General features: G+C 44.4%; 13 protein-coding genes. 5 read left to right on the top strand and 8 right to left on the bottom strand.

Features of this window, described 5'->3' with window-relative positions; genetic code table 11:
• Positions 1-52 precede the first annotated feature (52 nt).
• Positions 53-1,273 (top strand): saccharopine dehydrogenase NADP-binding domain-containing protein, encoded by a 1,221-nt coding sequence (locus H6G17_RS19265; RefSeq protein WP_192159853.1) that lies wholly within the window; start codon positions 53-55, stop codon positions 1,271-1,273.
• A gap of 1 nt (position 1,274) precedes the next feature.
• On the opposite strand, the gene H6G17_RS34190 is transcribed toward H6G17_RS19265, so the two are convergent.
• The 4 genes from H6G17_RS34190 to H6G17_RS19245 all read right to left on the bottom strand — a co-directional run bounded on the left by H6G17_RS34190 (position 1,275) and on the right by H6G17_RS19245 (position 5,760).
• A complete protein-coding gene (locus H6G17_RS34190; RefSeq protein ID WP_199316847.1) occupies positions 1,275-1,865 on the bottom strand; it encodes a pentapeptide repeat-containing protein in 591 nt (196 codons plus the stop codon).
• A gap of 24 nt (positions 1,866-1,889) precedes the next feature.
• Complete coding sequence (locus H6G17_RS19255; protein WP_192159851.1) at positions 1,890-2,693, bottom strand: SDR family NAD(P)-dependent oxidoreductase; 804 nt, start codon at positions 2,691-2,693, stop codon at positions 1,890-1,892.
• A gap of 152 nt (positions 2,694-2,845) precedes the next feature.
• Positions 2,846-4,768, bottom strand: a complete 1,923-nt coding sequence (locus H6G17_RS19250) for a hypothetical protein (protein ID WP_192159886.1) — start codon at positions 4,766-4,768, stop codon at positions 2,846-2,848.
• 71 nt (positions 4,769-4,839) lie between these two features.
• The gene (locus H6G17_RS19245; RefSeq protein ID WP_192159848.1) at positions 4,840-5,760 is read right to left on the bottom strand and encodes a hypothetical protein; all 921 of its coding nucleotides are present in this window, start codon (positions 5,758-5,760) and stop codon (positions 4,840-4,842) included.
• Between the two features lie 401 nt (positions 5,761-6,161).
• Between H6G17_RS19245 and H6G17_RS19240 the strand changes: the two genes are divergently transcribed.
• The 3 genes from H6G17_RS19240 to H6G17_RS19230 are packed head-to-tail and all read left to right on the top strand — an operon-like array spanning position 6,162 to position 8,125.
• Positions 6,162-6,359, top strand: a complete 198-nt coding sequence (locus H6G17_RS19240; RefSeq protein ID WP_192159846.1) for a hypothetical protein — start codon at positions 6,162-6,164, stop codon at positions 6,357-6,359.
• 3 nt (positions 6,360-6,362) lie between these two features.
• Positions 6,363-7,256 carry an alpha/beta hydrolase gene (locus H6G17_RS19235; RefSeq protein WP_192159844.1) on the top strand — a complete coding sequence of 298 codons (894 nt, stop codon included), beginning with the start codon at positions 6,363-6,365 and terminating at the stop codon, positions 7,254-7,256.
• Positions 7,257-7,291: 35 nt separating this feature from the next.
• Positions 7,292-8,125, top strand: coding sequence for an MBL fold metallo-hydrolase (locus tag H6G17_RS19230; protein ID WP_192159842.1), 834 nt, complete (start codon positions 7,292-7,294; stop codon positions 8,123-8,125).
• Positions 8,126-8,146: 21 nt separating this feature from the next.
• On the opposite strand, the gene H6G17_RS19225 is transcribed toward H6G17_RS19230, so the two are convergent.
• From H6G17_RS19225 to H6G17_RS19215, 3 genes are all read right to left on the bottom strand, one after another.
• The gene (locus H6G17_RS19225) at positions 8,147-9,085 is read right to left on the bottom strand and encodes a glycerol acyltransferase (RefSeq protein ID WP_199316846.1); all 939 of its coding nucleotides are present in this window, start codon (positions 9,083-9,085) and stop codon (positions 8,147-8,149) included.
• Between the two features lie 156 nt (positions 9,086-9,241).
• Positions 9,242-9,460: a hypothetical protein gene (locus H6G17_RS19220; protein WP_192159840.1), complete on the bottom strand. Its 219-nt coding sequence runs from the start codon at positions 9,458-9,460 to the stop codon at positions 9,242-9,244.
• Positions 9,461-9,882: 422 nt separating this feature from the next.
• Positions 9,883-10,917: an acyltransferase gene (locus tag H6G17_RS19215; protein ID WP_192159838.1), complete on the bottom strand. Its 1,035-nt coding sequence runs from the start codon at positions 10,915-10,917 to the stop codon at positions 9,883-9,885.
• A gap of 564 nt (positions 10,918-11,481) precedes the next feature.
• Here H6G17_RS19215 and H6G17_RS19210 point away from each other — a divergent pair.
• Positions 11,482-11,628 carry a hypothetical protein gene (locus H6G17_RS19210; RefSeq protein WP_192159836.1) on the top strand — a complete coding sequence of 49 codons (147 nt, stop codon included), beginning with the start codon at positions 11,482-11,484 and terminating at the stop codon, positions 11,626-11,628.
• A gap of 56 nt (positions 11,629-11,684) precedes the next feature.
• Here H6G17_RS19210 and H6G17_RS19205 read toward each other — a convergent pair whose 3' ends face one another.
• A complete protein-coding gene (locus H6G17_RS19205) occupies positions 11,685-13,133 on the bottom strand; it encodes an ATP-binding protein (RefSeq protein WP_192159834.1) in 1,449 nt (482 codons plus the stop codon).
• Positions 13,134-13,860: the final 727 nt, after the last annotated feature.

Below are 13,860 nucleotides of genomic sequence, written 5' to 3'. Positions count from 1 at the left end.
AACTGCTGGAAATTGGTAAAACAGATTTAACTCATCGGGAGGATGCCATTCAATGACTGCTCGTCCATACGATCTCGTGCTTTACGGAGCTAGTGGTTTTACTGGAAAGCAAACAGTGCAATACTTTGCCCAGCATGTAGTTCCTGGCGAGGTACGTTGGGCGATCGCAGGTCGTAACCGTGAAAAACTCGAACAGGTAAAGGCGCAAATTGGTGTCAATGTCGATGTATTAGTTGCAGACAGTCAAGATGAAACTGCCGTAGATCGCATCATGTCTCAGACGCGGGTACTGCTGAATACGGCGGGACCATTCGCTCTCTATGGCAATAAAATTGTTGATGCCTGCGTGCGCTTCAAAACCCACTACGTTGATATTACCGGCGAAACTCCTTGGGTGAAGGAACTCTGCGATCGCTACCACGATAGAGCCGCAGCCGATGGCACGCGCATTATTCCCTGCTGTGGATTTGATTCCGTACCTTCAGATTTGGGGACTTACCTGATAGTCCGCTACATCCAGCGAGAACTAGGAGCGTCCTGCCGAGCGGTAAAAGCTTACTATCAAGCTATGGGCGGATTCAACGGTGGGACTCTAGCTTCTGTTTTTAATATCTATGATTCCACTCAGGTAAGTCAGGTAAGCAATCCTTTCCTACTCAATCCAACCAGCGATCGCTCCCCAGAAGAAATAGAACGCAATCGAGATCCAGAATTCCCGCAATACGATCCCGATCTGGATACGTGGGTAGCGCCATTTTTCATGGGTGTGGTTAATACCCGCGTGGCACGCCGTAGTAGTGCATTATACAGTCAGTGGCAGGAGCCATACGGTGTTGACTTTACCTACCAAGAATATCTGAAGTTCGACTCCCCGATAGGGTGGCTGCCAGCAGTTGGAATTACAGCAGCAACGGCTCTATTTGTAGGGGCAATCCAGCAACCGCCAATCCGTAGCCTGCTGCAACCCCTTTTACCCCAACCAGGTAGCGGACCATCGGAGAAAACAATGAACGAGGGATGGTTTCGCTGCGAACTTTTAGGATTGACGAGCGACGGACGCAAGGTACAGGGACTGATTTGCGATCGCGGCGATCCTGGCAACCGCGCCACGGTGAAATTTTTATGCGAGTCAGCACTGTGTTTGGCGTTGAATGAAGACAAACTCCCCGGCGATCGGCGTGGGGGTATCCTCACCCCTGCAACTGGACTTGGTGACGTTCTGGCACAACGGTTGCGCCATGCAGGTATGACTGTCGAGCTTGGAGTAGCTTGAGTTAAGAGATGCGATCGCCTCTAATTTGGGCGATCGCCCCCCTCAAGCAAGCACCACAGAGATTGGTATCGCTCGTGTTTGCGCCTGTTAAGTCTGCCCGCAATAAGTTTGCACTGCTTAAGTCGGCTCCACTCAAATTAGCATCGCTCAAATCTGCCGCAGTCAAGTCAGCACCACTGAGATCTGCACCGCTGAGGTTAGCCCCTCTCAACTTTGCCCAGCCGAAATTTATCTGACTGAGATTGAGATGGCTGAGATCGGCGCACATGAGATTGGCATTGATAAAGTGCCTATCTCCGACCGCATAGCGTCGTTTTAATATCTCAACACTGAGTTTGGGTAATAAAGTACAAGACTTACCGCTGTCACACCATCTAGCTTCCACCAAGCTAGCAGCAGTTTTAATTGCTATTTCATCTGAGCTAGGTATGACCGCACTATTACACTCATCCCATTGACCGTCGAGCATGAAAGCAACATTATAGGCTGCCTCACATGAATCGAATAAGAGAACGCGATTTTCCCCAGAGCGATCGCTTAATCCAACGGTCGCATTTCTCAATGATGAGAATTTTTGCAGTAAGTTTTTCATACTCTCGATCGCCCCATCACGATATTAACTGTTTGCCGATCCTGGCTCAGTCAGCTGGCGGTGCAGTTCGGCGTTGAGTGTATCGGGCAAGACTTTGCTCACCGCACCCTGAATCTTCGTCTTGAGCGATCCAGCGACTATACTATCCTTACCTTTCATCAAGGCTTCAAATCCCTGCTTGGCAACCTCAGCCGGATCGTCCTTTTCACTTGCACCTACATTAGTATCGTCCATTCCGGCACGGTGGAAAAAGTTAGTCTCAGTTGGTCCAGGCATGAGCGCAGTTACAGTTACGCCTGTATCCTTCAGCTTGTTGCGTAACCCTTCCGAAAAGGATTTGATAAAAGCTTTAGAAGCTGCATAGACTGCCTCAAACGAACCAGGCATCAGGGCGGCGATCGATGACGTGAAGAGAATTCGCCCCTTGCCGCGATTTACCATATCCTTGACAACCCGTTTGGCAAGATGGACGGACGATACAACGTTGAGGTTAATTAAATTAAGTTCGTCATGCAAGTCGGTTTCGCGGGCAAACTCACCACCAACACCAACACCTGCGTTAATGGCGATCGCATCCACTGCTCGATTCGAGTCTTGAATCTTCTTATACAGCGCCTCAACACCGTCATAAGTAGCAAGATCCGCCTGCACCGTCTCGACTTTGGCATCCATCCCTTCCAATGTCTGAGCAACTTCGTTCAGGTTTGAATTATTGGCTGTGATGAGGAGATCGAAGCCGTTTTGGGCGAACTGTTTGGCAAGTTCGTAGCCGATACCACTGGAAGCACCTGTAACGACAGCTAAGGGACGGGTGAATGAATTATCCATGAATGGTTAATAACTGCATACTTCTAACCCTTACAATCCTAGAAAAACAACAGTGCGATCGCGTCTTTCCAATGAAGTAGTACTACTGTGCCTTTTAGAGGAGTTTTGACCAAACAGCAGACGATCGCCGCCAATAAAACCCCAAACGCCTGCTACTGAATGAGAATTGTCACCTCTTCGGCTTTGGTATGCAAAGCTTTCTTCACCTGATGCCCGATCTTTTCAATCAGCTCGTCAAAAGCCTGCGGCTCTTGGGTCATTTTTTCCCTCAGACTTGACTCTAGTTCGGGCTTCATTTTGTCACATATACTATCTATTGTTTTATCTCCTAATGCCACAAAACGAATCCAACTAGGAATATCCAACTTTTCCTTAATCGTGGCTTCAATTTTCTCCCGATTTAACCCCACTCCCCCACCAACGAGAGCTGCACCATAAACTAGTGCGATCGGTACAATTAAATGCCCAGTTAAGAGTAGAGCGATAATGCTACCAACAGTACCACTGCCAATGACCAAATTAATTGTAAATGCCACTGCATCGGCAAGGATAGCATTCCCTATCGGTAAGTCAGGATTGACTAAAGTTGGGTCAATGCCACTTTCTAACCTTAAACTGCTTCTAGGAATTTGAAACTGACGACAAATCGGATCGGTTCGCTCTGCGATCTCAGGTTGAATGCTGTTGTTGAACCAAGTCACGCATTTATTATCGATGAGTTGCCGACCGCGATCGCTTTTCAACCACTGTTCTGCTTGGCTTTTCATCCAACTTTCAAGCTCTGCCAGAGTGCGGATTTGACCGTTTTTCCAGTTTTTTAATTCAGGTTTAACAGCATTTTCAATCAAGGCGATCGATAATGGCTGAGTTATTAGCTCAATTAGCTCTGGAATATTTCTGGCGATCGCCTCTTTGAGCTGGTGCGAGTCGTATAGTTTGTCAACTTCTGCTTTAAATGCACTAGCGCGTAGTTCCCATCTTCCTACTCGTGCTAGACCTAATGCAATGCATCGTTCTGGTTCTGGATCGGGACGAACTTGAGTTTCGGGTTCGGGAAAAATTTCTTCGCAAATTTGGCGCGTAAAATTCATGCGAGATGCACCACCAGTCATCAATAAAACTTTGGGCGTTACCCCAAAGTTTTCTAGCTTTTTCTTTGCCTCATTAATTGCCTGACGATACGACTCTTGCCAACTTTTATTTCCTAGTTCGGGTAGGGGCTGGTTTAAAATTTCTGTGATAATTTGCTGGTTGACTTTAGGAATAAAAAAAATCTGTTCGTTAATCGACTCAAAACCGCGTGCGAAGGATTGAGAATCGCTGTATATTTGTTCGTTAGAAAAGTAATCTTCTTTCGCTTTACGACAGGCAAGTTCGCACCGCGCTTGATGATGGGGGTATTCTGCAAATACTTGTTCTAGTAAAACTTTCTGTTCGTGGTTAGCAAGAGTACGAGCAAGAATTGCCTTATCGATCGAGCTAGCTCCTAGAGCATTACTACCAAAATCTAGTGGAATTTCGTGAAAGCTTTTAACTAAGGTAAAATCTGTAGTTGAAGAACCAATATCGACAATTAGCACTGATGACTTAAGCTGGTCGTAGCCAAACTTACCGACTTCTTTGGCTTGCATGAAAGCAGCCCGCGATTCGGGTACGACACTTAATAATGGAATGCCAGTTGACTCTAATAGATGTTGATATTTCTCTCGATCTTCCAACGACCATCCTGAAGGACATCCAACATAAAAATGGCTATTAATTCCACCTTCAATCTGTTTGCTTTCTTTCAGCAGGCGATAGTAAGTTTCTAAAAATCGACGCATCGTCTCTCTAGAATAAAGTTCGACATCTGGTTTTTGCTTAAAAGCAATTTCCAGTTGAGTCACACCAGCTTGAATTAATGCTTGTTCTCCCACAAGATAGCCGAGATCGGGATGCCAACCAAGAGCTGTAATTTGATTCTTTTTATGATTTATTTCTAGCATTTGGGGAGACTCAATACTTTGAGCTGGTGCTTTAGCTACAGCTGTTTCCCCATGCCCCAAATCGAAACCAATTATTTCGGAAACCTTCACGTTCATACTATTATTTATATTCAAGATTTAATCTCAATCTCGCTCGAATTTGAATGCAGCTTTAGACCAACTCACGATGACACAATATTTTCATTTTCGGTCAGAGAACGAGCTGGCTCAATAACTCGACCGCGTAGCAGCAGGCGATCGCCCTTCCATAAGGCAGGAGTTATAGTAATGTATTCTTGAGCCGAGCGGTCTATATTTGGCTCAAAGTCAAAATACTCGCGACGGCTAGATTCGTCCTGCGATCGATACATCTGAATTCTAATTCCCTGCTCTATTAAAATTTGTGGCAGAAGTTTCACGAGTTCGAGCGTCATTTGCGGTCGATCTAGAAATGACGCGCCACTGAGTCTTTGCAAAAAATTTAAAAGTTCTGGCAATTCTTCTATGCCACTAGCATCTATTGTCTTCTTAGTTTCCGAAGCTGCAACGGCAAGATCGATAGAGTTTAGGGCATCGCCTAAACTATTTAAAATGGCAGATTTATCAACCTGCACTTTTGACGGAAGTACGTCTTTCAGTATAGCAGAATCTAAGCGATTTTCTTGACTGACATTGAGTTGAAATACTACTTCTAGTCCGACTAACAGAAAGAGCAACAAAATTGCAATCCAGGCTTGCGAAGAATTTGAATACGATGAGAATAACGCTCCTAAAATGCCGATACAACTGAGTCCTTGCAACAGTTTTAAAATTAAGTTTTTGGGAGAAAACCTGGAAGTTCGACTAACAATTTGTCCCTGTTCTATACTAGAGGCTTGCGTAGAATCGATCGCGCTCAGAGTATTTAGAGACTGCCGCAGCACTTCTAAAAAAAAGGAAGCCAAACGCACCTGAGCGATACTGAGTTCGCCAAGATAACTTCTTTCAAGTTCATCAAGTCGGTTCTGCACCACCTTAACTACTTGCTCTAAGCTAGTCGCTCTCTCAATGTCTGAGTGTAGATCGCTGCGGCTTTCGTTAAAAAGTGTTGTGAGTGTCTTCATTGTGCTAGACGAGGCTTGGAGAGCTAGATTGCCTCTCTAAAAACGGTAACTTCTTCAATAGGCTGACGACCACTAACTCTAGGGTTACTTTTATTAGTCGGTGTGTTGGGGAAGATCTGGGGGGCGATCGCACTCAATATTTAGATAAGGCTCGATCCCCCCAACTCCCGTTGAAAAAGGGGGCTATAATTCGCAAATAATAAGGGGTGCAGTTTTAGAAATGCACCCCAGCTTTAACATAGAGATTTAAATTTAGAATTGAACCGTTGTTACTTATATCTTCAAAACGCGCCAGCTCGATTCCAGAAAATAACGATCCAAAGAACCCTGACCTCTGGTGGAGGTAGTGGGAGTAAAGTTATAGGCATAGTAGAACTGCTTTGTACTTTTGGCACAAACCAATGACTACAAGCAATTCGCATCTAGATGCAGTATTGCAGCGCTCAAACCCCCTCGTTCAGCTGTTTGCAGATGACGGCAGATTTCCTAACAATGAAAAACTTCCTCTAGTTCTGTACCAAAATGCGGTGAAGTTACCCCAATATGGTAAAGATGGACGGCTAGCCAAATACTGGCATTTACAGCAAGCAAAGGTGTGAGTCATGAGCCAGATAATAATCCCAAATACAGAGTTTTACACTTGGAAAAACTACCGCTGCGCTTACGAACACTACCCCACAGAAGCTCAAGATAGCACTCCTTTGCTACTGATTCACCCGATTGGTGTGGGCTTATCGCGTCGATTTTGGCATCGCTTCTGTCAAGCTTGGTATCAAGGCGGACACAATAATCCGATTTACAATCCCGACCTCCTCGGCTGCGGTGAGAGCGAGATGCCACATATCGCCTACACTCCTGCTGATTGGGCTGCGCAGTTGCAACATTTTCTGCAAACAGTCATCCAAAAACCCGTCACCCTAGTAGTGCAAGGGGCGCTGTTACCTGTAGCGCTTGAAACCGTCCGGTTACAAACTCAACCAAATCTCATCCAAAAATTGGTATTGGCTAGCCCTCCAGCGATCGCACTCATGACTCAACCAACTCCGGTGAGGCAGCAAAAACTGACATGGAATTTGCTAGATTCGCCCTTTGGCACTGCTTTTTATTTTTATGCTCGAAGACCGCAGTTTTTGAGTTCTTTCTCGAGCCGCCAGCTATTTGCTAGTAGAGATCGCGTCGATAGTGAATGGTTAGATCTGTTGGTCAAAGGTGCGGCAAATCCTGCCAGCCGTTACGCAGTCTTTTCCTTCTTAGCGGGTTTCTGGCGACAGAATTATCAAGCAGCGATCGCCGCGATCGCTCAACCAACATTAGTTGTTGTGGGCGATCGAACATCAAGTATCAGTAAAGATAAGCAGGATACGCCAGATCGACGATTAGCCGATTATCTTAAGTGTTTGCCTCAAGCCAAAGGTGTCAAGATTTCCGGTCGCAATGTCTTGCCCTACGAGTCAACGACTGATTTTATTGCGACATTAGCAGCATTTGAACCTTAGTCAATCCAATTTGGAAGTACTGAGAGGGAGCATTTATGCATATTCATCATCTGAATTGCGGTTGTATGTGTCCGCTGGGTGGAGCGCTCTTTGATGGCTTCAGCCGAGGTCTGAACGCTTGTCTTGTCTGCCATTGCCTGCTAGTCGAGACAGAACAGGGACTTGTCCTGATCGACACTGGCTTTGGTCAGCGCGATCTTGAAGCGCCTTACTCGCGACTTAGCCCGTTCTTTATTCAAGTTAATAACATTCAATTCGATCGCAAATATACAGCGCTCCACCAGCTCGAACAACTCGGTTTTAGTGCAAATGACGTGCGCCATATTGTAGTAACCCATCTCGATTTCGACCATGCTGGCGGTTTAGAAGATTTTCCCGAAGCAACCGTACATGTGATGCAGGCTGAGATTGAGGCTACCCAGTCAAGGCGCGGTTTCATTGCCAGCCGACGCTATCGTCCCGATCAGTGGGATGAGGTCAAAAGCTGGAAGTATTATTCTGCTGGGGGTGAACCTTGGTTCGGCTTTGAGGCAGTGCGCAACCTTGAGGGACTACCACCAGAAATCCTGATGATTCCGCTCGTCGGTCACACGCGGGGTCATGCTGGGATTGCGATCGACACGCCCGAAGGCTGGCTGCTTCATGCAGGCGATGCCTACTTTTATCGACATGAGATGGGTTCGCCCCAGCGTCGCTGTACGCCCGGTCTACGTGCCTACCAGTGGATGATGGAAGTCGATCGCCAAGCCCGCATCTACAACCAACAACGGCTACACGCACTGTCGCTCGATCGCAACAAAGACGTGCGCCTCTTTTGTAGTCACGACGCTGTTGAGTTTGAGACATTCGCCAAGCGATCGAATAATTGAGCCAGACAATTTCATCACAAATTATCCGTGACTCCGCTCGACCAGATCGTCTAGTTCTGCCTGCATGTGGCTGCAAACCCTTTCGTAACAAGCATCTACATAGTCGCGATCGCGTGCGGCGCTACGACCGTAACGCTCGAATACAACTGGCGCACAAACGCGAGTATGAATCTGCACGGGAAATGGGAAATTGGGAATTGGACCAATTCCAACACCCCAAGGTAGCCCCAGAAAAATTGGAAACACACCTGTATTACCGTCAAGCGATAAGGGAAAACCCCACTCCTGTAGCTGCTTCACCTGCGAGTAAAGATCGGTCAAGATAATGAGAGTTTCATGAGCGCCGTGGGAGACAAGCGGTACAATTGGTGCTGATTCGATCAGAGCTAACTTAATAAACGCCTTATTATTTGCTAGATGAATTTGGTTCCGCATTGCATAGGGACGAAACAAATCTTCTGCCCCGCCTGGGTAAACGAGTAGTGCTGCATCTTCTGAGAGTGCCGCACGAGCCATTTTTGGATGAGCTATAATTGCTCCAACCTGGGAACCTGGTCGAGCGAAAATCGGCGTTTGCCAAGCAGAGGGATGCATTAAGGCGTAGGCTAATCGTTCGTAGCCAAACCGACTAAACCAGTCATACAAAAACATTGATGTATCTGGGGAAGCCAAACCCCCATTATGAGAACCAACCAGCAACACCTTACCTGTCGATGGGATATGATGCCAGCCATCGGTTTGAACTTGGAAATAGTTATGGTAAAACCATTTCCAGATCGGCATCCAAGCTTTTATCGCTTCAGGGTTGCGTTCTGATAAAGACCAACCATCGAATCTGGACTTAGAAGTTGTGGCGCTATGGCTTTTCGTACCTGTGACAATGCCGATCTTTTCCAGTAAATCGGAGAGTTGTTGAGAGATTTGGTCATTACTGCCCCAGTTATGTCTAAATGTGTTCAAAATGATTCCAATAGATAGCTATAGCCCTTAATCATTCTATACATACCACTCAGTCATATTAACAGCGATCGCACTTCTACCACTGTTCGTGGCGATCTGCATAGTCTCAAAAGGTGCTAGCAGTCTAGCCTGACAACAAGCGCTCCTATTTCCAGTTTAGGTAAATCGATTGCCGACTAGCTTAGCTGTATGAAATTGTTTTTGCATCCACGTATACCCCTTATCAATGCAATTCGGACAAGCTTCGCCACAGGTTTCTCCACATTCATTGCATAAAATTATTGTTGCTTCTTTTCTCTCGAAATCTCGCTGACAGAAATAGCAGCGCTGGTATTTTAGAGAATAGCTTCTGTGTTCGATTTGAAATTTCATCATCTTAATCTTACTTAACTAAATTGGTTTACAAAGTATTGTGTGGTATTAAAAACAGCACGTTTTACAAAAAATACTTGTCGTCATGGCAAGTAGGCAAAAGGCTTATATTTATTAAAGATACAAACGAATTGTCCACAGATACGTTTAAGAAAATGTATGACTTTAGTTCTAGTTTGTATGACTTGTTTGTGTTACTTATAGCACTTTTCAATTGCGGGCATGAATCAATACATCTCGGTTAAAATTCGATCCTCCCTAGCCCCCCTTAAAAAGGGGGAAATCATAGCCCCCTTTTTAAGGGGGTTGGGGGGATCTCCAAGGACTATGCACTCTAACCAAGAAGTATTGGGCATCGATAGGAGCGCACATCTGTGCGCCCTTACAGCCCAGATATTTCATTCAATCCTGACAGTATTTGTTATTTAACCCGTCAAAAGAATTGTTAAGTCTTTTTTCAAGGATTCTTTATTGATAGTCGGTAAAAGCCTCTCTTTGACAGCAGAAACTTGTAAGAATGTAATGAGCGTTGCCCCTGAGTAGGTGACAAAATATTCAATTAAAAAGTTAAAAGTGTTATTTTGCTCAAAAAACTCAACTATTGGTATGTGCCAGAGATATATCCACATACTATTCTGGGCAATAAATAAAATCCAAAATTCTAATTTTTTGAACTTCCCGATCGTTGGAATAAATTTATCTGCTACCAGGTAAGCTAAAATAGTCATACCTATAGCATAGGAAATATAATACGCCGAAGGTGGATACTTATGGGTTTGCGTAGTAACCAATTCGCCCTTTTGAGTAAAGTAAACTATTCCCAAAGCAGCAAAGGTTAAGAGAAAAAATCCCGCTAAAATAAAACATCGCTCTTTTCTCAATTGCGGTATCCGAATGCCGATAGCGAACACCAAAGAAAATACTATTCCATAATAGACAAACAACGACACATTTTCTCCTAAATTGGTAGTTGTGTATGGCAAAGTTAGAGCTAGAAGCAATTCATAGAGTAAGTACGAAAAGATTAAAAGGGAGAAATAAACTCTATGGTTTTTGACTATTTGATTCGCTCTTGAAATAAAAGGAGCTGTTAGAGCGACTAAAAGAAATACTCGAATTATCCAAACATAGCCAATTCCCTCTGTCAGGGTGTAGCTATCTAATACAACTTCTGGAGGAATTAACGCGGTCTTTCCTAAGAGTGACAATCCAGTATTCGCTAAAAAGTAGAAAGATAAGAAAAGCCAAACGGGAAAGAGTAATCGTTTAATTCTTTTCCAGAGATAACTTTGATAAGATTCTACTTTTCGGGATTGTGTAAACGCTAGTCCAGAAACTACGACCATTAAAACTACATCAAAGTTTCTGAGCTGAGCCAGCCAGCTTGGTGGATCGACGTGAGCGAGAATAATCAGAGATAAACCTAAAAACCTCAAGAAGTCTATTTTGATGTCTCTCATGAGCATTTCCTATAGACGCAACTACATTATTAGGCTAATTTCATCCAGCCTACAGTACCTCTTTATGTACTAAGACAACAGATAAGCAATCAAAGCTTTGAGAGTCAATTGATCGGACTGCATGTTTGCTACACATGTTATCGAAATTTTTGCGATCGCAATCGCACACTACAAAAATTTTTCTCTTCTTTACACTCTTCTGAGATAGCGCTCGACGTTCGCTTAACGATACGATCGCGCTCAAAAATTGCTGTACGAGCGAAACAGTTCTTGCAACTGAGCTATGCAAAAAGCGCATAATCTAAATTCAGACAAGTGACAATTTCTCAGAATTGCGATCGCTGACTTAAACTCAAAACACAACGATTGAGTAAAACAGCAACGACTGTGTAGCGATCCCCAAACTGCGGTTGAGGCTGTTATTCTCTGAGAGACAAACGTAGATATGTAACAATTTAGAATTTTCTGTTCAGAAATGTTGCTGTCCTTCGATCCCGTTGTTAAGAAGGTATGGTGTGCGCACACAACTAACTCGGTAAATCCCAAATTCAAGGAGGTTGTGTCATGGTAGATTCAATCGCGCTCCCAGTAGCAGTGTTAATCCTCGGTTGGCTCTTAGCTGCCGCTATTGGTTCTTGGGCTTACTTTGCTGGCAGCAACAATGAAAACAACAAGTCGTTTCGCCTGCCTAAATTTGTCATGAAGCGATAAGCGATCGGCAATTATGGTAGAAAGTTTCCCACGTCCTTCGTAGAGGCTGGGAAACTTTACAGCAACTCTTCATCTGGTAGCACCTGTTGATGCTGCATTGGCAATGTGATGATGAATGTTGCTCCTTGTCCCGCCGTACTTGTAGCTGTAATACTACCTCTATGCCGTTCGGCAATCTTGCGGCAAATTGCTAACCCCATGCCTGTACCTTCGTACTGACTGCGACCGTGTAGGCGTTGAAATGTCTGAAAAATTCGCTCCTGATACTTTAGCTCAAACCCAATTCCATTGTCTGCCACTATCACTTGACACGCCGCGATATCTTCTAAGTCCTCTGCTTCGCTCTGGAGTGGAGCGACCAGTTGGCTATAAATCTTGACTACTGGTGGTGTTTGAGGACGATAAAATTTCAGCGCATTTCCGATGAGATTCTGAAACAGTTGTCGCATTTGTACTGGGTCAGCATCAATGGTGGGTAGCTTGTCAACTTCTACTTTTCCTCCTGTCTGTTGCAACCGCACTTCCAAGTCAGACAGTACCTCTTGCACCACTTGTTCTAGATCCGTCGCTACGAATGGCTGCGCTCTGGTAGCAATCCGGGCAAAAACGAGCAAGTCATCAATCAAGCTTTGCATCCGACCGACAGCGCTTTGCATTCGCTCGATATAATCTCGCCCTTGCGCTCCCAGTACTTCGCTAAATTTCTCCTTAAGCTGATTGCCAAAAACTTGAATCTTGCGTAGTGGTTCCTGTAAATCGTGGGAAGCAACAGAAGCAAATTGTTGCAGGTCGCTGTTGGACTGTGCTAAAAGTTGTTGCTGGCGTTTTAATTCCTTCTCCGTCTTTTGCCGTTCCTCTAGTTCGCTTTGCAACTGTTGATAAAGCTCCGCTTGCTGAAGTGCGATCGCCAACTGTGTTGCTAATTGTCGCAACAAGTCAATTTCCCATTGCTGCCATTGTCGTGGTGCTGCACATTGATTCACGACAAGCAGTCCCCATAACTCTTCTGCTTGTAATATTGGTACTACTAAGTCTGCTTGTACTTGAAACTTCGCCAAAAACTCCACATAGCACTCGGTTAGTTCTCCCGCATAAATATCTGCCGTCGCTTGCACTCGACCTTTTTTGTATAATTCAACGTAAGTTGGAGCAAAACTCGGATCTTTAGGTCTGCTACCTAAAATTGATGTCCATTCAGGCGCTACAGATTCAACTATTACGACTCCACCCCAGTCTGGTTCAAAACGGTAAATAAACACTCGATCTGCTTGAAGCAACTGCCGCACTTCTACTACAGTTGTGTTTAGCACTGCCTCTAGTTGCAAGCTTTGCCGAATGCGCTGCGCTATTCTCGCTACCAATAGCTCTCGCTGAGTTTGCTGTTGTAATATCTCCGTTACCTGCTGTTCCCGTGCAGCGCTTTCTAGCTCAACCAAGTGCTGACGCAGTGCGACCAGCTCTCGAATTAGTTGCTCTTTTGTCTTTTGCTCATCTTTCATTGTCATGAATTGACGAAGACAGCTCGATCCAACACTAGAAATTAATCATTACAATTAGCGAGTAACAACGATCCTAGCTTTTGACGGCTGCTATTTAGTGTCAAGTTTTATATAGTTGTGGCAAGGGTAACAGACTGCCCCAATATCGGCAGTTAGATGAATTGCTGAAATTTGGGGTGTATCGAGGCGATCGCTAAACTATAAGTATTACTTGACAAACCGTTCTTGATAGATAGCAACTAAATTCTTATTTTTTTCGCGTATAACCCTTGCGCTAATACGCATCATTAGAGAGTCAATCCGCATTTTGCACGCTCGAAGCCGCATAACCTTAGCTTCAAAACGTAGATTAGACAAATCGTCTTTCTGCTTGGAATACTCATCTTGAGAGGAAGTAGACACGATCGCAAACCACCTTTTTATTCAAAAATAATTTTCAAAATTTATCGTTTTATGAACTACAAAACGAGAATTGTCTAGTACTAAATGTCGAAGAAGTATTATTTGACGTTTTATTTAAGTATCTCCAGTTAGAACTAGAAGAATTTATGTCATTTTCTGCAAAAAATATTCGCTACCTCGATCGTTCTTAAAACACTAGCCTCGTTTATCAATTCATGACGAACTTCATTTACAAAATTTTACAAGAAACTGAATTTCTACCTTTGCTGTCTCAATTTTTAAAGACTAAAAGGTAATTGATATATACCTAGAGAAATAATGTTTTCAACAA

The sequence above is a fragment of the Chroococcidiopsis sp. [FACHB-1243] genome (assembly GCF_014696895.1).
Lineage (GTDB): Bacteria > Cyanobacteriota > Cyanobacteriia > Cyanobacteriales > Chroococcidiopsidaceae > Chroococcidiopsis.
This window is presented reverse-complemented; position numbering and strand designations above follow the sequence as displayed.

Coding starts and splice junctions, on each gene's coding strand:
- H6G17_RS19265 (WP_192159853.1), top strand. CDS start 53: ATGACTGCTCGTCCATACGATCTCGTGCTTTACGGAGCTAGTGGTTTT.
- H6G17_RS34190 (WP_199316847.1), bottom strand. CDS start 1,865: ATGAAAAACTTACTGCAAAAATTCTCATCATTGAGAAATGCGACCGTT.
- H6G17_RS19255 (WP_192159851.1), bottom strand. CDS start 2,693: ATGGATAATTCATTCACCCGTCCCTTAGCTGTCGTTACAGGTGCTTCC.
- H6G17_RS19245 (WP_192159848.1), bottom strand. CDS start 5,760: ATGAAGACACTCACAACACTTTTTAACGAAAGCCGCAGCGATCTACAC.
- H6G17_RS19240 (WP_192159846.1), top strand. CDS start 6,162: ATGACTACAAGCAATTCGCATCTAGATGCAGTATTGCAGCGCTCAAAC.
- H6G17_RS19235 (WP_192159844.1), top strand. CDS start 6,363: ATGAGCCAGATAATAATCCCAAATACAGAGTTTTACACTTGGAAAAAC.
- H6G17_RS19230 (WP_192159842.1), top strand. CDS start 7,292: ATGCATATTCATCATCTGAATTGCGGTTGTATGTGTCCGCTGGGTGGA.
- H6G17_RS19220 (WP_192159840.1), bottom strand. CDS start 9,460: ATGATGAAATTTCAAATCGAACACAGAAGCTATTCTCTAAAATACCAG.
- H6G17_RS19215 (WP_192159838.1), bottom strand. CDS start 10,917: ATGAGAGACATCAAAATAGACTTCTTGAGGTTTTTAGGTTTATCTCTG.
- H6G17_RS19210 (WP_192159836.1), top strand. CDS start 11,482: ATGGTAGATTCAATCGCGCTCCCAGTAGCAGTGTTAATCCTCGGTTGG.
- H6G17_RS19205 (WP_192159834.1), bottom strand. CDS start 13,133: ATGACAATGAAAGATGAGCAAAAGACAAAAGAGCAACTAATTCGAGAG.